Below are 24011 nucleotides of genomic sequence, written 5' to 3'. Positions count from 1 at the left end.
AGTGTCTAATGAACTGGTGGCGATTCAAGATGCGCCTGCCCGGCGAGCTATACTGATGAGGGCCCTTGCCTATGCCCACGCCCTGAAAGGGCAGCTACGGGAAGAAAATGTTGGCGAGGATTTGTTGGCCTGGGTGTCGCGTGAAGACTGTGATCTAGCATTGGCAACCGCGAATCCCGCCGATGCCTTTATCGCACAGGCTGGCAGCCTGCTGGGTGAGCAGTATCGTCAGGGCTCGTTGGATAGTATGGGTTTGAGGATGCTTGATGAGCGTTTGGCCGCGCTGAGTAAGGTTCAGGCTGCCAGCGAACGAATTGCGACTACGCCTCTGCCGTTTGCCTATACCTTGTTGGTTCACCGTACAGCCTATGTCTATTGCTACCTGTTGCCTTTCGTATTGACTGGAAGCATGGGATGGGTGTCACCCATTCTCACCGCCGTCGTAGCCTATACCTTCTTCGGTATTGATCGCCTTTCTGAGCACCTAGAAACCCCGTTCGGGCGTGCCCCTAATGACCTGCCGTTGGATGCCTTGTGTCGTATCCATGAGATTTCCGTTGCGGACGCGTTGGGGGATGTTGCACCCGCGCCCTTACCGGTAAAGAACTTTCAGCTCCAGTAAGTCGGGTTAATAGGAAACGAGAACATTTTGGGTTTGGTGTGAAGTCAGCAGTGCAGAACGGCAATTACTCGAGCTCGTTTTGTGTATTGGTGTGGTTTTTCGTAGGCGGAATTCACTGTCTCAATAGTGTGCGGCAGCTCGGTTAGCATCACGGGGCCAGTGCGGTGGTCCGTGCCCTCGCCTCGCAGGGTCGTGATCACTGGGTGTTTTTAGCAAGCTCCAGCCCGCGAGCAAGGCTCGCAGGCCGAGTTTTTCAGTCGATGACGGTGAAGGTCATGCCGGCATTATCCTGTAGTCGTTTCAGTAAGGGCTCGCCAAGCAGAGTGGCTGTTGTCCAGAAGCCGCCGGGGGCGTCTTCTGCCACGTCTTGTGCCAGGCAGGCGGCGGCTTGCCCAAGCAGTTTGGCCGTGGAGCCGTAACCGGGGTCCGCATCGCCGGTGACTTTTACTTTCAGGGTTTCGCTGTTGTCGGTGTGGCCAACAAAACGGATGTCATAGAAGCCGGCTTTTTGTGCTTCTGGGCTGGGCCCCTCGCCGGGTTGCGGCATTACAAATGTGTTTAGCACCCAGCGGGTGGGCTTGACCGCGGCGGCGACAAAGAACAGGCCGGTGCCGACGCCGATACCCAGTGCTTTCATGCGCCCGCCCATGTCATTGCCAGTGAGCATGGCCTCGCTATAGATGAAGTGATCGGAGTAGGCCTTGCCACTCAAGGCGTTGGAGCGATGCACCACGCGGCTGTTAATGGCATCCATCACAAAAGGGCCAACCCAGGCGTTGAAATCGTCATCGTAACTGGCCAGTCCGATGCTGTTCTGGCGGCTCTTGAAGCCGTGGTCCGGAGGGCAGAGCAGGTACGGGTCGGCCAATTTCTTGCGCAGAGCCGGGTCTTTGCCTGCTTCTTCTGCAATATTCATCATGCTAGCGACGGTGCCGCCGGATACGCCACCCTTGGCGACCTTTACCCGCATGTGCACAGTGCTGGCGGGGGCGTTAAAGCGCGCTTGAGATTGCTGTTGGAGAAAGTAGACCCCCATGTCAGAGGGAATGGAATCGAATCCGCAGCAGTGCACGATACGTGCGCCATTTTTCTTGGCGGTGGTTTCGTATTTTTCTAGCATTTCCGCTATCCACTGGGCTTCCCCTGTGAGGTCGCAGTAATCTGTACCGCTGTTGACACAGGCCTTGATCATGGGCTCGCCATACAAGGCGTAGGGCCCCACCGTTGAAACCACTACGCGAGTTTGCGCGCAGAGGGCGTCTAGGCTGTCGGCGTCGTTGGCATTGGCGATGATCAAGGGGAGGGTGCTGGCGCCGTCGCCGAGAGAGGCTTTTACTCGTTTCAGCTTGTTCTGCGAGCGCCCGGCGGCTGCCCACTTCAGTTCACCATTGGCCCCGTAGGTGTCAAAGAGGTATTGGCAGAGAATCTGGCCAACGAAGCTGGAAGCACCGAAGACCACCACATCAAATTGTGAATCGCTCATGGGGACACCTTAAAGAATCAGCGAAATGGATCAATAACATCAGCGTAACTAGAACGTCTGGCTTTGAGGCTATCCTAAGCCATTGAGGCGCCAATGCGTAACCAGTGAGATCACGCACGGGCAGGGCAGAAGGCTCCATTCAGGCTCTGGCAAGGCCTATTTCGACGGCCGTGGGAGCGCTGGCAGTTGCTGCTCTCCCGTTGGGCGCGCGCGTCTTCTGCTGAATTACTGGTGTCGGCGCGGGCCATCCAGTTTGCAAAGGATGTAAGGCCGTATAATGTTCTTTATCCGCAACATTTCTTGAACTTCCTGCTACTACCGCAAGGGCAGGGATCATTTCTCCCAAGCTTTAACACGCTCGATTTGGGTGTGCCGTCCAGGTAAAACCAGTGGCCATTTTCCTTAACAAAACGGGAGTTTTCTTCCAGGACGCTGAGGCCTTGGCGATGTTTGCTGGTCGCGCGGAAATGGACGGTGCCGGTGTCACCATCGGTATCGCAGTGAAGAATCTCCAATGCCAGCCACTGTTCGTCACTATCCAGCGTCAGGGTGGCGGGACGCTGGCTATGGTGCCAGCTGCTGGTCAGGTAGGCGGTATTGTTTAGGGCAAAGGCGCAGAACCGTGAACGCATCAACGCTTGCGGGGATGGTGCGGGTTTGCCCTCATGCAGAGGCTGACAGCATTGGCGGTAATCCAGGCCGGATTGGCATGGGCAGGCGGACATTTTTAGCTCCAGAAAAACAATCAAATAACGCAATCAAATCCTGGCGTAACGGTTGGATGCTTTGGTCGCCCTAGGCGATGTAGCACCAGGGCATTTGTTGCCTCGTTTAGCCGCGCGCCAGCCCGGCGGTGTTGCCAGAGAAGTGTAGAGAGCCTTCTGCCATGGCCTCCTCGGGCGTTATACTGCCCGCTCAGAATGACAGCCAGCCGGGGAAACCATGAAAGACGTGCGCGAAGAATATCACGCTGACGGCCTGACCGAAGCCACCCTCCATGATGATCCGCTGGAGCAGGCCCGTCGTTGGGTAGATGAAGCGATTGAAGCTGAATTGCCGCTGCCCAATGCCATCACGCTTGCCACGGTGAGCGCCAATGGCCAGCCTTCTTCGCGAGTGGTCCTGCTCAAGGGAATCGAGAATCAGGGGTTTACCTTTTTTACCCACTACGACAGCCGCAAGGGTGAAGAGATCGCGGCCAACCCCAAGGTGTCCTTCACCATGTTCTGGCAGCCATTTGATCGCCAAATGATAGTGATTGGCGAGGCGCAAAAAGTGGATCAGGAAGAATCAGACAGTTACTTCGCCTCCCGCCCCTATGCCAGCCAGGTGAGTGCAGCCATTTCCCCCCAGAGCCGACCCGCTAGCCGGGAATGGTTGGAGGCAGAGGTGTCGAGGCTGGAGCAGGAATTTCCTTCGGCGCCGGTGCCTCGCCCGGAGCAGTGGGGGGGCTACCGGATCATCCCCACCGAAATCCAGTTTTGGCATGGCCGCCCCAGTCGTTTGCATGACCGTTTTCGGTACGTGAAGCAAGGAGATGGCTGCTGGCAGCGTGAACGCCTTGCGCCATAAGCTTGTGCTCACAACGCCACTACACATCGTTGGCGGACGGCTAATGAGCTGAAATACGTGATAGCTTCTTCTGCTTTGCGAGGCTTTTCCGGTGCCATAAAAAAAGCGCAAGCCAAAGATAGCGAGAATATGATGCTATCAATAGCTTGCGCCTTCTTTGTTTGGGCCGGCGTCAATTGAAATGGTGGCATAACGGATTGAAATAAAAGGATTTGTGTGTGTTCGATTTGTATATATACCCCCAGATATACCCCCAGTGGGGCAACGTGTCCCTGTTTTGCATGTCAGGTTTTATGGGCTTCTGACCTTGCCATTTAACAACAGGAACTTTTTATATTTTTTTGGCGGCGGAAGTGGGTTAGCAATAGGAAAGAGTTGAGCGGGTGGTCTTTGTCGCTGGCGGTTTTGAGTTTTAACTAGCCCCCCTTGCCTGGTGCTGGCGGCCTAAATGCGCAGATTGGTTCGCACCCCCTACGCGCGCGGGGATCACATACCCTTAGTGCAACATTAGTGCTATTAAGCAGAGACAAGTGCTCGCGGGTCACATTTGGCTAGTGGCTGATTTTCCCGATTATAAAACAGGCAGGCGCGCGGCCGGGTGCGATTGGGCGAAACCTTGCGGTAACCTTGCTGACAGACCTTATGGTGAGGCTGCAACGGCATCTAGGGTAGCTAGCGGTTCAGGGGGGGCAGTGGCGTCACCCGTCCGCCCCGTGTTGCCATGGTGGCTCATTCCCGGCTCTGGTTTGCTCTCGGTGCCCAGGCAAGAGCGAGACTAGTATCTAACACCGGTCATCGCGCCGAACACCATTGCAGCGGCGAATCCGAACAAAGCGAGGATCATTAATGCGGGTATTGAGGCAAGCGACCACTTGACCATGAAGGTCACCATGGAGCCAAAAGGCATATCTATGTCTACGATTCTAGCTGCGTGGGCTTTCTCGGTGGGTTCTTCGGTGGGTTTACTGATGCTTTTTGCGCGATATATCCCCCAAGATATGATTGCGATTACTGTCAGAACAATAATTAGCTGCACTAAATTCATCCCACTCTCCATTTTATCATTCTCCATAAATGGCCTGTCGGCCGGCCATTACTGTGATTCGTATCCCGGTATGGCCCCTTCCATGAAGGTGTAATTGATAACGATCCCATCGTCCATAAGCAGGTCTAGTGTCTTTTGGTTGCTCGTGCTGCTTACGGCTCCCATTGTTGCTGATGCAGTTCCCTGAACATAAGAATAAATCCACTTTTCCTGCGTAGCAGATGTGGCACTTTTGCTAAATGGCTGGCCGAACATTGCCTCAATTTCGGATGCGGTTGTTTCCCCTTTCTTTATCAGCTCGACCTTCTCAGATGGGAACGGTTTGCCCACGGTGTAACTCCGGGTGGCACATGCCGCTAGCAGAGCGACCATTATTGCGATGATGGTGATTTTCATAATTCCCCCTTTGGCTTTTTTGGATATTGGTATGTGATTCATACTGAAGCACATTTCCCAATCTCTATCTATTGAAGATATTACTCGGTTTCTCGTTTGGCGCCCCATGTCCGGCCTGTAATGCTCTGTGCGCTATTCTGCTTCACAGTGAAGGGTGTGCTGGTTGCCGCCGATGGCATCTTGCCGTTTTATTTTTTCGCGCGTGAGCCATGAACACTTAAAAGCCTTTTAAAGACCTTTTGAAACCCTTAGAAGCAACACCCCCTTGGTAATATATATAGGTGTACGGATACCGTGCTAATGAGATTGGAAAAACAGCAGGACTAGCACGGATACCGTGTCAATTATTGAAGGAGCAGACCTTTTTTTCCCTGACTGACGCGGATACCGTGCTACGTTGACACGGATGCCGTGCTACAGAAAATGCTTAGGCGGCCTCCTCTTGATATTCCCTCCATTGGTTGCTGGGCCTGTCCGTTGGCCCAATTTCAAGCTTTCCCTTGCACTCATCAATGCTTTGCCATGTGATGCCGTAAAGGCTTGGCCTGTTCCTGCCTCCCTGCCTTGTGAGCTGGATTAGGCCTCGCGCCAATAGTTTCTTGCGGGCGTTGTTCAAAGTTGCCCTAGAGCGCCAACCTTTGAGCTTCATGATTGTCCAGGCGATGGCTAAGTCTCCATTGTTGTAACCATGGTATTGGCTGGTTATGTCTACGAGCAGCTTCACAGCCCAGCCATCTAGTGACAGGTAAGCTGGGCTGCCTAGGATGTGGTGAGGCAAGCCCATAAAGCCAGCCGTACTTTTCCGTCCCTTGATCCGGGCTCGTTTGTCTTTGGCCATTACTCCCTCAGCTCTGTAATACGCTTTACTGTTGGGGGCTGTGGGGTTGGGTCTCCCAGTAGGCAATCGTCCCTTGCTGCGCCCCAGACGGCCTCTAGGGCGCACTCATGGCTATCTGCCTCGATGACTAGGGATGTTGTAGTCCGTTGCTCTATTTCGATTAAGAAGCGCATTAGCTGGCCTCCCTGAGCAGTTTGCGGGCGGCGGCCTTGCCGTCACCATCCAGCCAGTAAACCCCGTATTGGATCTTCTGGCCGTCATAGTCGATACCTGAGGTCATCAGTAGCTGTACAGGGATTCCGTACCGCTTACGCAGCTCCCCGACATAGTGGGGCGAGTTGCTGGCGTGGGCGATCCGGTCGGCCTGTTCACGGGTAACTGTGGTTCTGCGTTCCAGTGCCGCCAGCAACCGGCGATGGCGCGGGCCTATGGTAAGATGCTGTGGACAGTGTTTGGAGTTGCCTTGGCCCTCGCTCCCGGCTGCTACCGGGGCGGGGGCTTTCTGTTTTTCCTTCATGCTGCATTCTCCCCCTTGCGTTCGAGCAAGGCGCAGATGCTCTCTGCACGCCACATGGTTGTGTTGCCGCCGAAAGGTTTCTCCCCTTTGGGAAAGCGACCGGATTTAACGCCGGCCCACCATGTTGATGGGCTGACTGGAATGATGGCTGGAATTCCTGGTTTTGCTCGTTTGGGGCCTTTCCCTTTTTTGCGGTTATTGGCCGCCTGTTTTTCGGTGATTTCTGCTTGGCCAATGATTTGCGATAGGCGCAAGTATCCTGCCCGGGGTAAGTCATTCATGACTGTTTCTCCAGTTTTATGATTGTGGCGGGAGGGCAGGAGTTGGCGTGATTTTTACTTTGTGCAAAATGGGGTTTACCTGAGTAAACGGCTGTTGCACTATTAGCATCACGGCGTATGGCTTACGCATGCTCCGCCCGGCTCTGCCGGTGCCCTGGTTGTCGGTGAGTGGGGAAACTTTTCTGGCAACCAGGGGTTCCTCTAAGTTCTATTTTCTAAATCTCCATTTCTGAATACTCCTGTCTATTGCCGTCTGTCGGTATAGATAACGCTATCACTGTAAATAAGATAAACAAGTCTGTATGAATTGGAGTTTTTCTATTCTCTACTGGCTATGCTTTCATTTCTGGTGACGTTTTCGCATCAAATTATTTGAATAAAAATAAGGAAAGTAAGGCTTTTAAATCTTAAGTCTTTGAAAATAAAAAGGCGGTATTTAATAGGGAGAAAATGTAGATATATGCTGATAAAAACGTGTTGTTGCGGTTATCGCAACGTTATAGAGAATGTAAAATTTTCAGGAAAATATGAAGATAGTGTTTTCTTGTGAGGTTTGTCTTTTTTTGGGGGGAATATTGGATGCTAAGAGTTGGGTGCTTTGAATGGTTTTCGTTGATGCGCAGCGTTTAGCTGATGGCTTTGAATGAACGGAGGCGGTATGAGAGAGGTTCTGTTTTGGATTCTGGGGGGGCTGTGTTGTTTATCTGTTGCGGCAATGATGGTTTGGATATGGATTTTATTGCATGAGCCCCGCGTTGCAGGTAAGGAAATAGAGCGAGCTTATAATGGGGCCTGGGTGCCTCGTGTATGGATGGCTTTAGGCATAGTGGGTTTTTGGGGTGCCGCATTCTATGGTTTTTATGGAATGTTGTTTGTTATGTCTGGCGACTTGGCTGGCCATGTTAGGAGCTTTCTGTCCTTTATGCTTGCGACATTCAGCCTTCCTCTCATCCAGAGAATTGAGCTCTATGCTCTCAAGTGCCTTGAGAGAGGTGATGCTGATAAGAGTTAACACTCTTGGTGGGGTTTTGATGATCCCAGTGTTTCTCATTTGAGCGGCAATAACGAATTGGTTGGCTTGTTTGGTTTTGCTGGATACCAAGAGTGCATCACGATGCTTGGTTGTTTTGTTTGAGTATGGGGATTGCCGTTCGGTCTTTAGACATCGAGCCTATTAGTTTTCCCCAGTGGTTCATCATCTCCCTCCGCTCCTTCAGATATTCGGCCCGGTTGTAGGCTGCACGTACCTTATTTCGTTCGCCATGGGATAGCTGGCGTTCGATTGCGTCTGCTCGGTAGCCCATTTCGTTCAGTATAGTGCTGGCGGTGGCACGGAAACCGTGGGCGGTGACCTTGTAGCCCATGGCGTGAAGGGCCTGGCGCCAGGTGTTGTCACTGATGGGCTTGCGGATGTTGGATCGGCCAGGGAACAGCAGTTCGGTATTGCCGGTTAGTTCCCTCAGCTGTTCCAGCGTGGCCAGTGTTTCGGGGGAGAGAGGTACCAGATGGGAAACCCGCATCTTCATGCGTTCTGCGGGTACCTCCCACATGCCGGCCTCAATATCGAATTCTTCCCACTGGGCCTGCCGTAGCTCACCAGGGCGCACGAAGGTTAGGGTTAGCAGCTTGAGGCCAAGGCAGGTCACCGGAGAGGCTCTGTGTTCCTTCTTGAGGGCTTGCAGGAAGTCGGGTAGTTGATCCTTGCTCAGGGCGGCAAAGTGGCGCTGTGGGCTTGCTTGCAGGGTGCGCACTAGGTCGGCGGCGGGGTTGCCCTCGTTGGTGCCCGTCGCGATGCCATAGCGGAATACCTCTCCACAGGTTTGCCGTAAGCGGTTGGCTCGGTCGATAGTGCCCCCTGCCTGCATGGCTTTCAGTACCGCCAGCAACTCCCCGGCGGTGATTTCGGATATGGGGCGGTGGCCCAGTTCGGGGAAGATATGCTTCTCCAGCCCTTGCAGGGTCTTGGTGGCGTGGCCCTCAGTCCAGCGACCTGCCGCCTGTATGCCATGCCACTCGCGGGCGATGACTTCAAAGCTGTTGGCGGCAGTCTTGGCTTTCTCACGTTTGGCTGCCTTGCGGGCTTGCCCTGGGTCGGTGTCGTCCGCCAGTAGGGCGCGGGCTTCATCACGTTTGGCGCGGGCCTGAGCCAGCGACACGTCAGGGTAAACGCCAAGGGCTAGCAGCTTCTCTTTGCCTTGATACCGATACTTCATCCGCCAGTAGCGCCCGCCAGCCTTGGTGACTTCCAGGTACATGCCCTTCTCGTCGCTGAGTCGGTAGTTCTTGTCTGCCGGTTTGGCGGCCCGGATCTTTGTATCTGTGAGCGGCATTTGGGGGTATATCCTGTGGGGGTATCAAATGTACCCCCAGATATACCCCCATGCACCCCCGGATTGCAATAGGGTGGGCTATAGGGGGTTAGACAGTGAAAGTGTGGTAAATGCCTGTTTTTAGGCAACAAAAAAGCCGCACTAGGCGGCTTTAGAGTTGGATTTGGTGGAGCCGGCGGGAATCGAACCCGCGTCCGTCAGCAATCCATCTGCAGATCTACATGCTTAGCCATGTTTATTGATTTAAGCCTTCACAGCCCAACTGGCAGGACGTGAAAGCCGGGCCCCTAAGAGTTTTAACAGCGCCATCCGGGGCGGACTTTGCTGCGAGCCTGTGTTGCGATGCTCGCCGCTCTTCCCCACAGGCAGGGTCGATTGGCGATAAGCAGGGTTTAAGCTGCTAGTGCGTAAGAATCGTCGTTTGCGATTGCTTTAATATGTCACAAATGATTTACGAGACTCGTGACCTTCTCGGCATGCACCACAGAATTCAGTACCGGCGTCGAATCCAGGTCGGCCCCTGTGATGGGTTCATTCTAAGGGATGGGGGCAGGGAAGTCGATTTTCAATGTTAGGGAGAGTACTGAGAGAGAGGGCGGGGATGCGGCCCCTGGTTTTGTGGCTTGCAATATGATGGCCGCGCGGGTTGTGCTTTAAATTGTGAAAAGTGTTACCTCTCTACACGATTTTTGTCTAACAGTCCTACAGTGCGGGCTTGTTCTACCATTCTTCGGGCGCATTATAGCGGTGTCACCACTAATTGTTACATCGTTCGGTGGTGGGGTTGGGCAAAAGATGAACGGGAAGCTATGAGCGCCCAAAACATCTGGCTCAAAAATTGTGTACCACACAATGGCTTTACAGCGAGCCTTGAGATTGAGATTTCAAGAAGGCCGCTGATCAAAGCGTTGTCGTTCATTGAAGGAGAAGGATGATGAACACGATCTTTCGGTCAGCAGGGCAAGTTTCCGAGAAGGCACTGTCGCCTTTGAAGGCTCAGCCGCTGCTTTACAGGGCTTTGCAGCTGATATTTGCGCTGGTTGCGTATGCAGCGGGCATTTATTTGGTGGATATGGCGACCCCGGAAGTACGGATTCCTGTGATTCTGTTCGCTGTCTACTTCATGCCTGCGGTGCTGCGCGCTTGGCTGCAATTTTACTGGCAGTTACGTGGCGATAGCCGTGCGCAGGATGTGGACACCCATCACACGGCGTAATGACCCAGTTTCAGACAGTGCCCAGCGAGCAGAGGTAGCGCCTTAACCGCGTTATCTCTGCCGCAGTACGCGCTGTTTCTGACGGTTCCAGTCGCGCTCTTTCTCTGTGGCGCGCTTGTCAAATTTCTGCTTGCCCTTGGCCAATGCGATGTCGCATTTGGCGAATCCTTTCTTCCAATATAGGCTCACCGGTACGCAGGTGAAGCCGTCTTTCTGTACCCCCCCAAATACTCGGCCTAGCTCACGACGATGCAGTAGCAATTTGCGTGTGCGTGTCGGATCAGGGTTGACGTGGGTGCTGGCGGTGTTGAGTGGCTCGAAGCGGGCACCGAACAGAAAAGCTTCGCCGTTTTTTAGCAAGACATAGGCTTCTGTAAGATTGCCTTTGCCGGCACGCAGAGATTTCACCTCCCAGCCTTCCAGTACTAGGCCGGCTTCGAAGTGCTCTTCCAGATGATATTCGTGGCGTGCCTTGCGGTTTTGCGCAATGGTGGCCGACGGTGCTTTGGCTTTTTTGTTGGCTTTTCCCATAGGGCGGCAATTATAGAGCAAGGGGTGACTGGCTGATAGCGGTTTGTCTGTCGGGGGCTGGTGTCGGGTAGGTGACTATGTACCAATGTTTACGATGTTACTGGCTGTCACTTGAGCCGCCCTGCCAAAAAAAAGACAATACCGCCACGCGAATAAGAGTAATGGTGTTATGAAGCAAGAAAACAAGTCGGTCCATGGAGTGTGGGGCAGCCGTTGGGTCTTTATTTTGGCGGCAACTGGGTCGGCAGTGGGGTTGGGTAATATTTGGCGCTTTCCGTATATCACCGGGGAAAACGGTGGCGGGGCCTTTGTGTTGTTGTATCTATTGTGTATTGCGGTGGTGGGGATTCCCATTATGACCGCAGAAGTCATGCTAGGTCGCAAAGGCGGTTTGAGTCCGATCAACACCATGCGCAAGCTTGCCAGTGAGAGCAAAGTCACCCAGCGTTGGGCTGGCATTGGGATACTGGGCGCGCTGTCGGCATTCCTGATTCTGTCGTTTTATTCTGCGGTGGCCAGCTGGGCATTATATTACACTTGGGAAGCGGCCCGTGGGGCGTTTGACGGCATTACGGCCACCCAGTCCGAGGCGCATTTTGACACCATGTTGGCCAACCCTTGGTTGATGCTAGGTTTCCATTCGTTGTTCATGCTGCTCACTATGGTGGTGGTTGCTCGTGGCGTGAAAGGTGGGCTGGAAAAAGCCGTACAGGTGCTGATGCCGCTGTTGTTCGTGCTGCTGCTGGTGCTGGTGGGTTACGCGACGACGACGCCTGGCTTTAGCGACGCCATGAATTTCCTGTTTGCGTTTGATTTCTCCAAGCTCACTGGCAAAGCGGTACTGGTGGCGGTTGGGCAGGCATTCTTTACGCTGAGCCTGGGCATGGGCGCGATCATGGCCTATGGGGCTTATATGCCGCGCGAGGTGACCGACCCGAAGACGGGCAAAAAGAAGCCGATATCAATTCTTTCTACGGTGGCCATCGTTGCCATACTGGATACTCTGGTGGCACTGGGTGCTGGCATGGCCATGTTCCCGTTGTTGTTTTCTGGCGGGTTGGAAGTGGGCCAGGGGCCGGGAATGATGTTTGTTACTCTGCCTCTGGCGTTCGGGAATATTCCCGGTGGCGTGTTGTTCGGTTCTTTGTTCTTCCTGTTGGTAGTGTGCGCGGCGTGGAGCTCGTCCATTAGCTTGGGTGAGCCGGTGGTGGCCTGGTTGGTGGAAAAAGGTCTGACCCGGGTGAAAGCCGCCATCCTGGTCGGTTTGGGCGCTTGGCTATTGGGTGTCGGTTCGGTGCTGTCGTTCAATGTGTGGGAGGATAATACCTTCCTGGCTGGCACTTTCTTCGACAACATGGAATTTCTGTCCACCACGGTGATGTTGCCGCTGGGTGGCTTGTTAATCGCTATCTTTGCCGGCTGGGTGATGAAGGAAACCCAGGCGCGTAAGGAATTGGGCATCAAGAACTTCAAGTTGTATCTGGTGTGGCGTGCGCTGGTGCGGATTTTCTCTCCGGCGGCAGTGGTAGCCTTATTTGTGTATTCCATCTGGAGTGCGGTGGCGCCCGCTGATGAGGTTGGGTCTGTGCAACGGGCGTTACCCGCAGAGATGACGGAGGCTGATGCTCAGGTGTTCGAGATGCATGGTGCCGCCGAAGCCGATACTCCGACCCCGGCTCCGGTGACGGAACCGATTGAGCCCGGTGACGTGGATGGGGTGCCTTCTGCCCCGGCTGAGCAGGTGCCTGTACGGTGAGCGAAACAATGATTCATGTGGAGGTGGTCTACGCGTTACCGCAAAAACAGCGGCTGATTGGTCTTGATGTGCCTGATGGTACCTCTATGCTGGACGCCGCTAAGCTGTCGGGTATCGGCGAGCAGTTTGCCGATCTCGATCTAGATAAGGCGCCCATGGGGGTGTTCGGTAAAGTGGTGGCAAACCCGGCTGGGCATATATTGAAGCCTGGCGAGCGGGTGGAAATCTACCGTCCGCTGACGGCCGACCCCAAACTTAACCGTAAGAGGCGCGCAAAAGAAAAGGCATCAGCAGGTAAAGCATCGAACTAAGCGTGAGGGGGCAGCGCAAGACCGAAGGCTATTGAGCGTCATTCCTGCGGTCTGCGGCTTTACGTTGTAATTCGATGTCGCTGCGACCGGAGGTTTTGGACTTGATGTCTTCTATAACCTCGCCCTCATAGCGCCTGTAAGCGCCATCTTCAAAGTAAACAGCGATGTTCTGGCTAACCTTGTCACCTTTGCCGGGCCGATAGGTCATTGGGTAGAGCCACAGATCCGGAGTGAACGGGTCCACCAAGGTGGGTGCGCCGAGGACGTAGCGTACTTGCTCCGGAGTCATGCCTGGCTGCAGCTCGCTGAGCATATCTTCGGTGACAAAGTTACCTTGCGGAATATCAATTCTGTAGACGCCAGGAAAACGCAGCGTGCTGCATCCGGCAGAGGCTAGAAGTGATACTAGTAATAGTGTAACTAGAATGCGGGACATGATTTTCGACTTCGCTAAGTGTTCGGGCGATAATACAGACTTGGGAACCTATGACAAACTCCGGTCTGACGATAGGGTCATATTTTATTGACAGCTCGCGGCGCGATGAGTTCGCCTTGGTACTCTTGGTGGTACAAATTTCCCGCCTTTTTCAAAACCGCCATTGATTGGCAGATGGAGCATACGCATTGGATAATCAGGATCTCAGAAAAGCGGGCCTTAAAGTGACCCTGCCGCGGGTGAAAATCCTTCAGCAGCTGGAGAAGTCCGCAGAGCGCCACTTGAGCGCGGAAGATATCTACAAGTCGTTGATGGATTCCGGCGAAGACGTGGGCTTGGCGACGGTATATCGCGTGCTGACGCAGTTCGAGCAGGCTGGCATGGTGTTGCGCCACAACTTTGAAGGTGGCTCTGCTGTATTCGAGCTGGCTGATGAAGAGCACCATGATCATATGGTGTGCATGGAAACCGGCGCGGTGGTCGAATTTATGGATGACGTGATTGAGTCGCGGCAGCATGCTATTGCCGAGGAGTATGGTTACGAGATTGTGGATCACTCACTGGTGCTGTACGTCAAACCCAAGAAGTAGGCGACACGTAGGCGCTTTAGGGTGGAGGTTTGGCGTGGCGTGTAGGTTGCGTTTTCTGTCACGCTGCCTGCGCCTTGCTCAGCATTTCTTTGGCATGGTTACGGGTGGACTCGGTAATTTCTACTCCTCCTAGCATTCGCGCCAATTCTTCCACTCTGGCGGCGTCATCTAGCTCTTGGATGCGGGTGTGGGTGGTCTCATCCTCTTGGATTTTGTGCACCTGCCAATGCTGATGCCCTTGACTGGCCACCTGTGGCTGGTGGGTAATGCACAGCACTTGAGCATGCTGCCCCAGTTCGCGCAGTAATCGGCCCACAATCTCGGCAACGCCGCCGCCAACGCCCACGTCTACTTCATCGAACACTAGGCTGGGCACGGTCAGGTTGCGCGCACAGATCACCTGGATGGCGAGGCTGACCCGCGATAATTCGCCACCGGAAGCGACTTTGCCCAGTGGTTTGAGTGGCTGCCCTGGGTTGGCTGTAAACAAAAACTCCACTTCTTCCAAGCCCTCCAGGCTCGGGGGGCACTCGCTTAGGCAGGCATCCAGTTGCGCGGCTTTCATGCCCAGAGCCGTGAGTTGCTTTTGCACTTGCTGGCTGAGAGTCTTGGCGGCGCTGCGGCGAGCCTTGGTTAGCTTGCGGGCGCTGTCCATGTAGTGCTGCTGGGCGGTCGCTTCTTGTTCCGCCAGAGCATGCAGCTGGGCATCCACATTGCCCAGGGCATCGGATTCGGCCAGCAGGCTGCGATGATGTTCTACCAGCTCTTGCGGGCGAACGCGGTGCTTGCGGGCCAGGGTGTAGCTTTGGCTCAGGCGTTCTTCCACCTGGCTGAGGCGCGCCGGGTCCAGATCTAATTTTTCCAAGTAATGACGCAGGTCGTCGGCGGCGGCTTCCACTTGCAGGCGGGCGGATTCCACGGTGTCGGCAATGCTGCCCAAGTCGCCGTCGTTATTGCGCGCATCGTCTAACCAGTGGCTAACTTGGCTAAGGTGGTCGTTGCAGGTGCCGTCCTCGCCTTCATAAAGTGCGTCAAGGGACTGCTGGCAAAGCCGGATCAAGTTTTCTGCATTGCCCAGTCGTTGTTGCTCCAGCTCCAGTTGCTCCAGCTCGCCGTCCTGCAGGGCGAGGGCGTCCAGCTCTTCTAGTTGGAAGCGTAACAGTTCTTCTTTCTCATTTTGCTCACGGGCTTGGTTCAGGGCGTCATCGTGGGCACGGCGGGCTCTCTGCCAGTGGCGCCAGTGCTCGCGCACGCTGTTGGCCAAGTCGCGAGCATGGGCGAAATTGTCCAGCAACTGCCGGTGGGCATCCTTTTTTAGTAGTGCTTGGTGCTCGTGCTGGCTGTGAATGCTGATCAGACGTTCACCCAGCTCTCGTACCTCCGACAGCGGGGTGGGGGTGCCGTTCACATAAGCCCGGGAGCGGCCGTCGGCACGCACGGTACGGCGAAGCAGGCATTGTTCTTCATCATCCAGCTCCCGTTCGATCAGCCATTGCTGTGCGGCAGCGTTGTTGCGCAGGTCGAAGGTGGCCAGCACTTCGGCGCGGTCGTGGCCGTGGCGAACAATCGATGAGTCGGCCCTGTTCCCTAGGGTGAGCCCTAGGGCATCGATGATGACAGATTTGCCTGCCCCGGTTTCGCCGCTGATGGCGGTGAGCCCGTTTTCGGGCTCTAGCTCCAGCTGGTCAACGGTGGCAAAGTGGCGAACGCTTAAGTGGGTCAGCATGGTGTTCCTCTGCAACAGGCGAAATCGTGATTAAGTGGTCGTTCTTTGGGTTTGAATCACTTGGGTGCCGGCGAGGTGGTCGTGCAGGCAGCGGCGGTCTGAGCGGAAAATCAATAACGGGTCGATAAGCATGATCAGGTTGATGCCGGGCAGCTGGGCGAGCACGTGGAAAACAAAATAACGTAGCCCGTAGAGTTTGCCGGCGGGAACGCTGTCCTGTTCCATGCCGACGATACGCATGTCGAGAAGGGCTTTGCCAATGGTTTGCTGGCGGTTAAAGAGTAGCCAGCCTTGCAGGGCTAGGAAGATCAGCTCCCCGGCGATGAACAGGCCGATGCTGGTGGTCAAGCTGATAGTGCCGCTGCTTTGCATCATGGCGTCCCAGATCCCGCTGAAATAGATGATTGGGCCGATAATGACCATTTGCACTAGGCCATCAATGATTGCGCCGAGAAAGCGATACAGTCGGCTGGCCAGTTCAGGGGCTCCGGGGTTGTTTGGCTTCTGGGTTATGCTGTCCGGAGTCTGGTAAGGATTGCTTGGGGTTTCGCCGGTCATGATGACATCCTTGCAATGATGACTGTTCTTATGGTCAGTGCCGGTTAATGGTAGGGGATTCGCGCTGGGAGTGTAAGCCCCTGCTCAATGAAATCCGGCTACGGTTCTCTATATAATAGTGCGGCGATTTTCTGGTACATATACACCTATGACAAAGCTGGATCTCAACGAACGCAAGCAGCGCCTGCTGATGACACTGGTCGAGCGGCATATCCGTGACGGCCAGCCGGTGGGCTCGAAAACGCTGGCCAGCGGTAGCGGCTTGGCAGTGAGTCCTGCCACTGTGCGCAATATCATGTCGGAGCTTGAAGAGTTGGGGGTGTTGAGTAGCCCGCACACTTCGGCGGGGCGAGTTCCCACAGAGCTGGGTTACCGGCTGTACGTGGATTCGCTATTGGCGACCAGCGTGATGGAGCGCCCGGATCATCGGCATTTGAAAAAAGAGCTGCGTCAGTTGCTGGCGCCGGAGCAGTCTTCCCAGGAGTTGATCGCCCAGGCATCGAAAACCCTGGCGGAATTGACGCGCATGGCCGGGCTGGTGGCGGTGCCCCGTCGCGAGGTGTCTACTCTGCGCCAGGTGGAATTTCTGCCATTGTCGGGCAAGCGGGTGCTGGTGGTGCTGGTGGTCAATCGCTCCGAAGTGCAGAACCGGATTATTCATACCGACCGGGATTACGATGGAGTGGAATTGCGCCAGGCGGCTAACTACATCAACCATACCTATGCAGGCTGGGACTTGAACAGCATTTGCGATGGTTTGCTCGATACCATGAATACGGATCGCCAGCAGATGGATGCGCTGATGCAGACGGCGGTGGCTGTGGCGGATAAGGCGCTGCGTACTGAGCGTCCCGACTCTGATTATGTGGTATCCGGGGAATCCAACCTGATTCAGACCGCTGAGGCGGAAAATTTGGGGCAGCTACGTAACTTGTTTGATGCCTTTAATCATAAGCGTGACATTTTGCATTTGCTTGAACGCTCCATGAAAGCCGATGGGGTGCAGATCTTTATCGGCCGAGAATCAGGGTTTCAGCCGTTTGAGGATTATTCGCTGATTTCCGCTCCTTACACGACGGATGATGGTCCGATGGGGGTGTTGGCAGTGGTTGGTCCCACCCGCATGGATTATGAGAAAGTTATCCCCACTGTGGACATCACCGCTAAGATCCTCTCAGCGGCGCTTACCCAGCTTTAAAATAACCCACAAGCTACAACGCAAATCGGCGTGCCCTGTGTTGCGGTCTTTCTCGCGGCAATTAATCGGCGAGCGGCGTGTTTCCTTGGTTGGATCGCGGGTTATTATGCTGTGATGAATGGCTGCCGCTTGGCCCGTGTTGCGATTTGAAGCTTGAGGCTTGTCATTTCCCCCCTTGAATCCTGCCCGATAGTTCCCATATCTTTGCCCGCTTTCCTGGAAAAGCCCGGATAGGGATGTGGAGTGACCAATGAGTGAGCAGGAAAAAGATCAGAACAATGCCGAACCACAGGTAGAAACGGTTGAAGAACAGCAAGCTGCGGCCGCTGCAGAGGCGGTTGAGCCCACCGCTGAAGAGAAGCTGGCTGAAGTAGAAGTGGAGCTGGCCAAGGTTAAGAAGGCATTGGCTGAAGCGGATGTCCGTGCACAGGCGGAAGTGCAGAATGTGCGTAAGCGCGCCGAGCGTGACGTGCAGCATGCCCGCAAGTTCGCTTTGGAGAAGTTTGCCGGTGATCTGCTAAGTGTGGCGGACAACTTGGAGCGTGGTCTAGCGGCGCTGGATGCCGAAGACGATGCACTAAAGGGTGCCCGTGAAGGTATCGAGTTGACGCTGAAGTCTCTGTTGGACGCGTTTGCCCGTTATAACATCGAACAGATTAATCCCGCAGACGAGCCGTTTAACCCCGAATTGCATGAAGCGATGACCATGGTGCCGGTGCCCAATGTGGACCCCAATAGCGTGATTGAAGTGCTAGAAAAAGGCTACCAGCTGAATGGTCGTCTGATTCGCCCGGCTCGGGTGGTGGTTAGTAAGGCTCCTTGATAGGTGTTTGACCCGCCGCTTGAGCTTGATATTAGGTGTGAAAGTGGCGCCGGCTGCGGGCTTTGGCCTCAAAGTGATTACAAAAGTTGAAGCACTGAAAATCGACAAGCTCCCTTGAAATGATGGCAACGACCGCCATATAGGAGCCAGACGAGTTAATAATTCAACTGCCTGGGGCGCCGAAAGGGTTCCGGCTAGTGTGAAGGAGATAGAACGACTATGGGTAAGATTATCGGTATCGACCTAGGTACGACCAATAGCTGCGTGGCCGTGCTGGAAGGTGACAAAGCTAAGGTTATCGAAAACGCAGAGGGCGCTCGCACAACGCCGTCCATTATCGCCTACACCGACGATAAAGAAACTTTGGTTGGCCAGGCTGCCAAGCGTCAGGCGGTGACGAACCCGGAAAACACTCTGTATGCGGTGAAGCGTCTGATCGGCCGTCGTTTTGACGACAAGGTGGTTCAGAAGGACATCAAGATGGTGCCCTACAAGATCACCAAGGCTGACAATGGTGACGCCTGGGTAGAAGTGAAGGGCGAGAAAATGGCGCCGCCGCAGATTTCTGCGCAAGTGCTGAAGAAAATGAAGAAGACCGCGGAAGACTACTTGGGTGAGGCTGTCACTGAGGCCGTTATCACCGTGCCGGCTTACTTCAACGATTCCCAGCGCCAAGCCACCAAAGATGCCGGTCGCATCGCTGGCTTGGATGTGAAGCGTATTATCAACGAGCCCACTGCGGCTGCTCTAGCTTATGGCCTAGATAAGAAAGGTGGTGATCGCACCATCGCTGTGTATGACTTGGGTGGTGGTACTTTCGATATCTCAATTATCGAAATCGCCGAAGTGGATGGCGAGCATCAGTTTGAAGTGTTGGCCACAAATGGTGACACCTTCTTGGGTGGTGAAGATTTCGACTTGGCATTGATCAACTTCTTAGCTGATCAGTTCAAGGCGGATTCCGGGATCGATCTGGGCGGCGACCCGCTGGCTATGCAGCGTCTGAAAGAGGCGGCTGAAAAAGCTAAAATCGAGCTGTCTTCCGCCGAACAGACGGAAGTTAATCTGCCGTACATTACTGCCGACAGCACTGGGCCCAAGCACTTGGTGGTGAAGGTGACGCGCGCCAAGCTGGAGTCTTTGGTGGGTGATCTGGTGACCCGTTCACTTGAGCCGTGTAAAACCGCATTGGCGGATGCTGGGGTGAAAACGGCCGATATCACGGATGTGATTTTGGTGGGTGGTCAGACCCGTATGCCAATGGTGCAGAAGAGCGTTACTGAGTTCTTCGGCAAAGAGCCGCGCAAAGACGTTAACCCGGACGAAGCAGTTGCCATGGGTGCTGCGATTCAGGGTGCGGTACTGAGCGGTGACGTAACCGACGTGCTGTTGCTGGACGTGACTCCGCTGACCTTGGGTATTGAAACCATGGGTGGCGTGATGACTCCGCTGATCGAGAAAAACACCACTATTCCGACCAATGCGTCGCAGGTGTTCTCCACGGCGGATGACAACCAGACGGCCGTGACCGTGCACGTGTTGCAGGGTGAGCGTAAGCAAGCGAGCCAGAACAAGTCGTTGGGCCAGTTCAATCTGGAAGATATCCCGCCGGCGCCGCGCGGTATGCCGCAGATCGAAGTGACCTTCGACATTGATGCCAACGGTATTTTGCACGTGGGTGCGAAAGACAAGGCTACCGGTAAAGAGCAAACCATTCAGATCAAGGCTTCTTCTGGTCTGTCTGATGAAGAAATTGATCAAATGGTGCAGGACGCCGAAGCTCACGCGGACGAAGATAAAAAGTTCGAAGAGCTGGTGCAGACTCGCAACCAGGCGGATCACTTGGTGCATGCTACCCGCAAAACGCTTGAAGAAGCGGGTGACAAGGCCACCGATGAAGAGAAAGAAGCCATCACCAAAGCCGTGGACGAGCTGGAAGAAGCCGCCAAGGGCAGCGACAAGGATGACATCGAAGCCAAAATCAAGGCGCTGTCTGAAGTGTCCGCACCGCTGGCCGAGAAAATGTACGCCGAGCAAGCTCAGCAGGCCCAAGGCGCTGCCGGTGCTGAAGGTGAGCAGCCGCAAGCGGGTGATGACGTAGTCGACGCAGAGTTTGAAGAAGTCGACGACGACAAGAAGAAGTAAGTAACGCCTGACGCCTGACGCCGGACGTTGGATGCGGATGCTCTTTGGCTTCTGTGTCTGGCCTCCGGCGTCGGGCGTCTGGCTAAGCCAAAGGCTTATCTATGTCCAAGCGTGATTATTATGAAGTGTTGGGTGCGGCGAAAGATGCCAGTGCCCAAGACCTAAAAAAGGCTTATCGCCGGCTGGCGATGAAATACCATCCGGACCGTAACCCGGATGATAAAGAGGCGTTGGCCAAATTTAAGGAAGCGAAAGAAGCCTACGAAGTCCTCGCCGACGAGCAGAAGCGCGCGGCCTATGACCAGTTCGGCCATGCCGGCGTTAATGGTCAGGGCGGTGGGCCAGGTGCTGGCGCGGGTGCTGGCGGCTTCGGTGATATTTTTGGTGACATCTTCGGCGACATATTTGGTGGCGCTGGCGGCGGCGGCGGACGTCGCGGCCCGTCCCGGGGTGCGGATCTGCGTTATACGTTGGAGCTGAGCCTAGAGCAGGCTGTGCGCGGTTGCGATGAAAAAATTCGCATTCCCACCTGGGATAGTTGTGATGTTTGCCATGGTAGTGGCGCGAAGGAAGGTAGCCAGCCAGTAACGTGCACCACTTGTGGCGGCGTCGGTCAAGTGCGTATGCAGCAGGGCTTCTTCACCGTGCAGCAAGCGTGCCCAACCTGTAAGGGTGAAGGCAAGATTATTAAAGACCCTTGCGGTAACTGCGGGGGGCAAGGCCGTGTACAGAACACCAAGACCCTGTCGGTGAAGATTCCTGCCGGAGTGGATACCGGTGACCGCATTCGTCTTGCTGGTGAAGGCGAGGCGGGCGTGCACGGTGCGCCGTCTGGTGACTTGTACGTTCAGGTGGCTGTGCGTGAACACGATATCTTCCAGCGTGACGGCGACAATTTGTATTGTGAAGTGCCGATCAGTTTTGTTGATGCCACTTTGGGTGGTGAGCTGGATGTGCCCACGCTGAATGGCAAGGTTAAGCTGAAAGTCCCGGCGGAAACCCAGAGCGGTAAGCTGTTCCGTTTGCGCGGCAAGGGTGTGGCGCCGGTACGTGGTGGCGCCCCGGGAGATTTGTTGTGCAAGGTGGTGATTGAAACGCCAGTGAAGTTGTCTGGCGAGCAGAAAGAGTTGTTGCGTAAATTCCAGGAATCTCTGGAGAGCGGCGGCAATCGTCACAACCCACGCAAGAATAACTGGTTCGAAGGCGTTAAGCGTTTTTTCGATACCAAGTAAGGGTTGGCGTAATAAAAAAGCCCGGCGCGGTTTCCGCTCCGGGCTTTTTTGTGGGCCTTGTCCGTGTGCTGGAGGTTTTGCTCATTGCTGCTAGGAAGGTGTTCGTTGTTGCGCGATGACCCTATCGCCCTTTCTGCTAGAATAAGCAGCTTGATACCAGGCTCTCTTCGCTTCGTTTTCCCGTTTGGGTTGACAGGCGCGCGAGGTTTCTGGTGTCCGACGTCCGGTTTTTAATCAAGGAGACACCATGAAAGTAGGTATTATCGGTGCGGCGGGTCGCATGGGGCGTATTCTGATTGAGGCGACGCTGGCTAACCCGGATACCACGCTGGCGGCGGCGGTGGATGTCCCTGGTTCCAGTTTGATCGGCGCGGATGCCGGTGAGTTGGTGGGGCAAGGAGCCAGTGGTGTGTTGCTGGTGGACGATTTGGCCAAGGTGGTAAATGAGGCAGATGTGTTCATCGACTTCACTGTGCCGGAAGCCACGGTGAAGAATCTTGAGGTGTGCCGCGCGGCGGGCACGCGGTTGGTGATCGGCACTACCGGTTTGGATGATGAGCAGAAAGCGGCCGTGCGTGCCGCCGGTGATGATATCGCTATCTGTTTTGCGCCCAATTACTCCATTGGGGTGAACTTGTGCTTCAAGTTGCTGGAAACGGCGGCGCAGATTATGGGCGATGAGGTGGATATCGAAGTGATTGAGGCCCACCATCGGCATAAAATCGATGCGCCGTCTGGTACGGCGTTGCGCATGGGTGAGGTGGTGGCTCAGACCTTGGGGCGCGATCTGAGCGAGTGTGCGGTGTACGGTCGTGAAGGCCGCACCGGCGAGCGCGAGCGCCATACCATTGGTTTTGAGACGATTCGGGCCGGCGATATTGTCGGCGACCACACTGTGATGTTTGCCGCAGAGGGTGAGCGGGTGGAAATTACCCACAAGGCCTCCAGTCGTATGTCGTTCGGTCGCGGTGCTGTGCGTGCGGCTGCTTGGTTGGGCCGTCACGACAAGGGGTTGTTCGACATGCAGGATGTGCTTGGTCTGGCTGGTGAAAGCGCCGGCTGGGGCAAGGCCTGAGTGTGCCACTGGTCTATCAACGGGATTGCTGCGTGACAGCGGGGCCACAAAGCCCTAAAATAGCGCGCAGCCCGTGATGGGCGTGCGGGGCGCCGAATTAAGAATTTAGAAAAAGCGAGGTGGAGGAATCCATCTCGCTTTTTTGCGAGCGCACCCGCCGCAGATCTCCCTATTCCCTATCAGCCTGGAGGTTGCGTTGACGGTTCCCGCCATTCTCGCTCTTGAAGACGGAAGCATCTTTCGGGGTGTTGCAATCGGTGCCACGGGTGAAACCGTGGGTGAGGTGGTGTTTAACACCGCCATGACTGGCTATCAGGAGATCCTGACGGATCCTTCCTATGCCAAGCAGATTGTAACCCTTACCTATCCGCATATTGGTAACACTGGCGTCACTGCCGAGGATGAAGAGTCCTCTCGAATCTGGGCCTCCGGCCTGGTGATTCGTGATCTGGCCATGACAGTGAGCAACTGGCGTAGTGAGCAATCTCTTTCGGACTACCTGCGTGATCGCAACATCGTTGCCATCGCCGATATCGACACGCGCCGCTTGACGCGCATTTTGCGTGACAAAGGCGCCCTAAATGGCTGCATTTTGGCCGGCGAAAGTGTGGATGAAGCGCAGGCGCTTGCTGCGGCCAAGGGGTTTCCTGGCCTGAAAGGCATGGACCTGGCCAAGGTGGTGAGTGTTGCCGAGCCTTATAGCTGGACAGAGTCCACCTGGGATCTGGAGCAGGGCCACACCGAGCAGGGTGAGACCCGCTTCCATGTGGTGGCTTATGACTACGGTGTTAAGCGCAACATTCTGCGTATGTTGGCCGAGCGCGGCTGCAAGCTCACCGTGGTGCCGGCGCAAACGCCTGCATCCGAAGTGCTGGCGATGAAGCCGGATGGTGTCTTCCTGTCTAACGGACCCGGTGATCCGGAGCCCTGCGACTACGCGATTTCCGCGATTCAGGAAATTGTTGGCACCGGTTTGCCGGTGTTCGGCATCTGCTTGGGACATCAGTTGCTGGCGCTGGCCAGCGGTGCCAAATCCATGAAAATGGCTACCGGCCATCATGGTGCTAATCACCCGGTAAAAACTCTGGCCGATGACACGGTGATGATTACCAGTCAGAACCATGGTTTTGCGGTGGATATAGATACCTTGCCAGCCAACCTAAAGGTGACCCATGTGTCGCTGTTCGACGGCACCTTGCAAGGTATTGAGCGCACTGATGTGCCCGCCTTCAGTTTCCAGGGGCACCCGGAAGCGAGCCCGGGGCCGCGCGACTGTGCGCCATTGTTCGATCATTTCATCGAGCTGATGGAAGCGAAATAAGCGTCCGAC

General features: G+C 55.1%; 25 protein-coding genes and 1 other RNA gene. 13 read left to right on the top strand and 13 right to left on the bottom strand.

Going from position 1 to position 24011, the window contains the following annotated elements; all coding sequences use genetic code 11:
* Nucleotides 1-622: bestrophin family protein (locus Y017_RS05300; protein ID WP_035459440.1), on the top strand; the 622-nt coding region annotated here is incomplete at its 5' end.
* Nucleotides 623-875: 253 nt separating this feature from the next.
* Here the strand turns inward: Y017_RS05300 and Y017_RS05295 are convergent.
* Together Y017_RS05295 and Y017_RS05290 are read right to left on the bottom strand one after the other, a co-directional pair.
* Nucleotides 876-2105 (bottom strand): trans-acting enoyl reductase family protein, encoded by a 1230-nt coding sequence (locus Y017_RS05295; protein WP_035459438.1) that lies wholly within the window; start codon nucleotides 2103-2105, stop codon nucleotides 876-878.
* 284 nt (nucleotides 2106-2389) lie between these two features.
* Nucleotides 2390-2830: a YchJ family protein gene (locus tag Y017_RS05290; RefSeq protein ID WP_035459436.1), complete on the bottom strand. Its 441-nt coding sequence runs from the start codon at nucleotides 2828-2830 to the stop codon at nucleotides 2390-2392.
* Nucleotides 2831-3047: 217 nt separating this feature from the next.
* On the opposite strand from Y017_RS05290, the gene pdxH reads away from it, so the two are divergent.
* On the top strand, nucleotides 3048-3677 hold the full coding sequence (gene pdxH, locus Y017_RS05285) for a pyridoxamine 5'-phosphate oxidase (RefSeq protein WP_035459434.1): 630 nt from the start codon (nucleotides 3048-3050) through the stop codon (nucleotides 3675-3677).
* A gap of 775 nt (nucleotides 3678-4452) precedes the next feature.
* Here the strand turns inward: pdxH and Y017_RS05280 are convergent.
* The 5 genes from Y017_RS05280 to Y017_RS05260 form a co-directional block, all read right to left on the bottom strand.
* A complete protein-coding gene (locus tag Y017_RS05280) occupies nucleotides 4453-4722 on the bottom strand; it encodes a hypothetical protein (RefSeq protein WP_155849242.1) in 270 nt (89 codons plus the stop codon).
* A 48-nt stretch (nucleotides 4723-4770) separates the two neighbouring features.
* Complete coding sequence (locus tag Y017_RS05275; RefSeq protein ID WP_051428705.1) at nucleotides 4771-5118, bottom strand: hypothetical protein; 348 nt, start codon at nucleotides 5116-5118, stop codon at nucleotides 4771-4773.
* Between the two features lie 427 nt (nucleotides 5119-5545).
* Nucleotides 5546-5956, bottom strand: a complete 411-nt coding sequence (locus Y017_RS05270) for a hypothetical protein (protein WP_035459430.1) — start codon at nucleotides 5954-5956, stop codon at nucleotides 5546-5548.
* Between the two features lie 172 nt (nucleotides 5957-6128).
* Nucleotides 6129-6473, bottom strand: coding sequence for a hypothetical protein (locus Y017_RS14870; protein ID WP_051428703.1), 345 nt, complete (start codon nucleotides 6471-6473; stop codon nucleotides 6129-6131).
* Nucleotides 6470-6754 carry an AlpA family transcriptional regulator gene (locus tag Y017_RS05260; RefSeq protein WP_035459428.1) on the bottom strand — a complete coding sequence of 95 codons (285 nt, stop codon included), beginning with the start codon at nucleotides 6752-6754 and terminating at the stop codon, nucleotides 6470-6472. Before Y017_RS05260 ends, Y017_RS14870 begins: the two co-directional genes overlap by 4 nt.
* A 658-nt stretch (nucleotides 6755-7412) precedes the next feature.
* Here Y017_RS05260 and Y017_RS05255 point away from each other — a divergent pair.
* The gene (locus tag Y017_RS05255; protein WP_035459426.1) at nucleotides 7413-7766 is read left to right on the top strand and encodes a hypothetical protein; all 354 of its coding nucleotides are present in this window, start codon (nucleotides 7413-7415) and stop codon (nucleotides 7764-7766) included.
* A 97-nt stretch (nucleotides 7767-7863) separates the two neighbouring features.
* Here the strand turns inward: Y017_RS05255 and Y017_RS05250 are convergent, their stop codons facing one another.
* Both Y017_RS05250 and ssrA read right to left on the bottom strand, forming a co-directional pair.
* A complete protein-coding gene (locus tag Y017_RS05250) occupies nucleotides 7864-9084 on the bottom strand; it encodes an integrase arm-type DNA-binding domain-containing protein (RefSeq protein ID WP_035459425.1) in 1221 nt (406 codons plus the stop codon).
* A gap of 164 nt (nucleotides 9085-9248) precedes the next feature.
* Nucleotides 9249-9605, bottom strand: a transfer-messenger RNA (tmRNA) gene (gene ssrA, locus Y017_RS15010).
* A 410-nt stretch (nucleotides 9606-10015) separates the two neighbouring features.
* Here ssrA and Y017_RS05245 point away from each other — a divergent pair.
* Nucleotides 10016-10300 carry a hypothetical protein gene (locus tag Y017_RS05245; RefSeq protein ID WP_011587600.1) on the top strand — a complete coding sequence of 95 codons (285 nt, stop codon included), beginning with the start codon at nucleotides 10016-10018 and terminating at the stop codon, nucleotides 10298-10300.
* 51 nt (nucleotides 10301-10351) lie between these two features.
* On the opposite strand, the gene smpB is transcribed toward Y017_RS05245, so the two are convergent.
* Complete coding sequence (gene smpB, locus Y017_RS05240; protein ID WP_035459423.1) at nucleotides 10352-10831, bottom strand: SsrA-binding protein SmpB; 480 nt, start codon at nucleotides 10829-10831, stop codon at nucleotides 10352-10354.
* A 169-nt stretch (nucleotides 10832-11000) separates the two neighbouring features.
* Here smpB and Y017_RS05235 point away from each other — a divergent pair, with 169 nt between their 5' ends.
* A complete protein-coding gene (locus Y017_RS05235) occupies nucleotides 11001-12587 on the top strand; it encodes a sodium-dependent transporter (protein WP_035459421.1) in 1587 nt (528 codons plus the stop codon).
* A complete protein-coding gene (locus Y017_RS05230; RefSeq protein ID WP_011587603.1) occupies nucleotides 12584-12898 on the top strand; it encodes an RnfH family protein in 315 nt (104 codons plus the stop codon). Before Y017_RS05235 ends, Y017_RS05230 begins: the two co-directional genes overlap by 4 nt.
* A gap of 28 nt (nucleotides 12899-12926) precedes the next feature.
* Here Y017_RS05230 and Y017_RS05225 read toward each other — a convergent pair whose 3' ends face one another.
* Nucleotides 12927-13334: an outer membrane protein assembly factor BamE gene (locus Y017_RS05225; RefSeq protein ID WP_011587604.1), complete on the bottom strand. Its 408-nt coding sequence runs from the start codon at nucleotides 13332-13334 to the stop codon at nucleotides 12927-12929.
* Between the two features lie 188 nt (nucleotides 13335-13522).
* Here Y017_RS05225 and fur point away from each other — a divergent pair, with 188 nt between their 5' ends.
* Complete coding sequence (gene fur / locus Y017_RS05220; protein WP_011587605.1) at nucleotides 13523-13924, top strand: ferric iron uptake transcriptional regulator; 402 nt, start codon at nucleotides 13523-13525, stop codon at nucleotides 13922-13924.
* 58 nt (nucleotides 13925-13982) lie between these two features.
* Here fur and recN read toward each other — a convergent pair whose 3' ends face one another.
* Together recN and Y017_RS05210 are read right to left on the bottom strand one after the other, a co-directional pair.
* Entirely contained in the window at nucleotides 13983-15650 is a 1668-nt protein-coding gene (gene recN / locus Y017_RS05215; RefSeq protein WP_035459419.1) for a DNA repair protein RecN, read from the bottom strand.
* A gap of 30 nt (nucleotides 15651-15680) precedes the next feature.
* Nucleotides 15681-16208, bottom strand: coding sequence for an RDD family protein (locus tag Y017_RS05210; protein ID WP_011587607.1), 528 nt, complete (start codon nucleotides 16206-16208; stop codon nucleotides 15681-15683).
* A 148-nt stretch (nucleotides 16209-16356) separates the two neighbouring features.
* On the opposite strand from Y017_RS05210, the gene hrcA reads away from it, so the two are divergent.
* The 6 genes from hrcA to carA all read left to right on the top strand — a co-directional run bounded on the left by hrcA (nucleotide 16357) and on the right by carA (nucleotide 24002).
* Nucleotides 16357-17406 carry a heat-inducible transcriptional repressor HrcA gene (gene hrcA / locus Y017_RS05205; RefSeq protein ID WP_035459417.1) on the top strand — a complete coding sequence of 350 codons (1050 nt, stop codon included), beginning with the start codon at nucleotides 16357-16359 and terminating at the stop codon, nucleotides 17404-17406.
* A gap of 250 nt (nucleotides 17407-17656) precedes the next feature.
* The gene (gene grpE, locus Y017_RS05200; RefSeq protein WP_011587609.1) at nucleotides 17657-18229 is read left to right on the top strand and encodes a nucleotide exchange factor GrpE; all 573 of its coding nucleotides are present in this window, start codon (nucleotides 17657-17659) and stop codon (nucleotides 18227-18229) included.
* A 219-nt stretch (nucleotides 18230-18448) separates the two neighbouring features.
* Complete coding sequence (gene dnaK, locus Y017_RS05195; protein ID WP_011587610.1) at nucleotides 18449-20374, top strand: molecular chaperone DnaK; 1926 nt, start codon at nucleotides 18449-18451, stop codon at nucleotides 20372-20374.
* 101 nt (nucleotides 20375-20475) lie between these two features.
* Complete coding sequence (gene dnaJ, locus Y017_RS05190; protein WP_035459414.1) at nucleotides 20476-21606, top strand: molecular chaperone DnaJ; 1131 nt, start codon at nucleotides 20476-20478, stop codon at nucleotides 21604-21606.
* 247 nt (nucleotides 21607-21853) lie between these two features.
* Nucleotides 21854-22681 carry a 4-hydroxy-tetrahydrodipicolinate reductase gene (gene dapB / locus Y017_RS05185; RefSeq protein WP_035459412.1) on the top strand — a complete coding sequence of 276 codons (828 nt, stop codon included), beginning with the start codon at nucleotides 21854-21856 and terminating at the stop codon, nucleotides 22679-22681.
* 196 nt (nucleotides 22682-22877) lie between these two features.
* Complete coding sequence (gene carA, locus Y017_RS05180; protein ID WP_011587613.1) at nucleotides 22878-24002, top strand: glutamine-hydrolyzing carbamoyl-phosphate synthase small subunit; 1125 nt, start codon at nucleotides 22878-22880, stop codon at nucleotides 24000-24002.
* Nucleotides 24003-24011: the final 9 nt, after the last annotated feature.

It is taken from the genome of Alcanivorax sp. 97CO-5, assembly GCF_000524665.1.
In the GTDB taxonomy this organism is placed as follows: Bacteria; Pseudomonadota; Gammaproteobacteria; order Pseudomonadales; family Alcanivoracaceae; genus Alcanivorax; species Alcanivorax borkumensis.
This window is presented reverse-complemented; position numbering and strand designations above follow the sequence as displayed.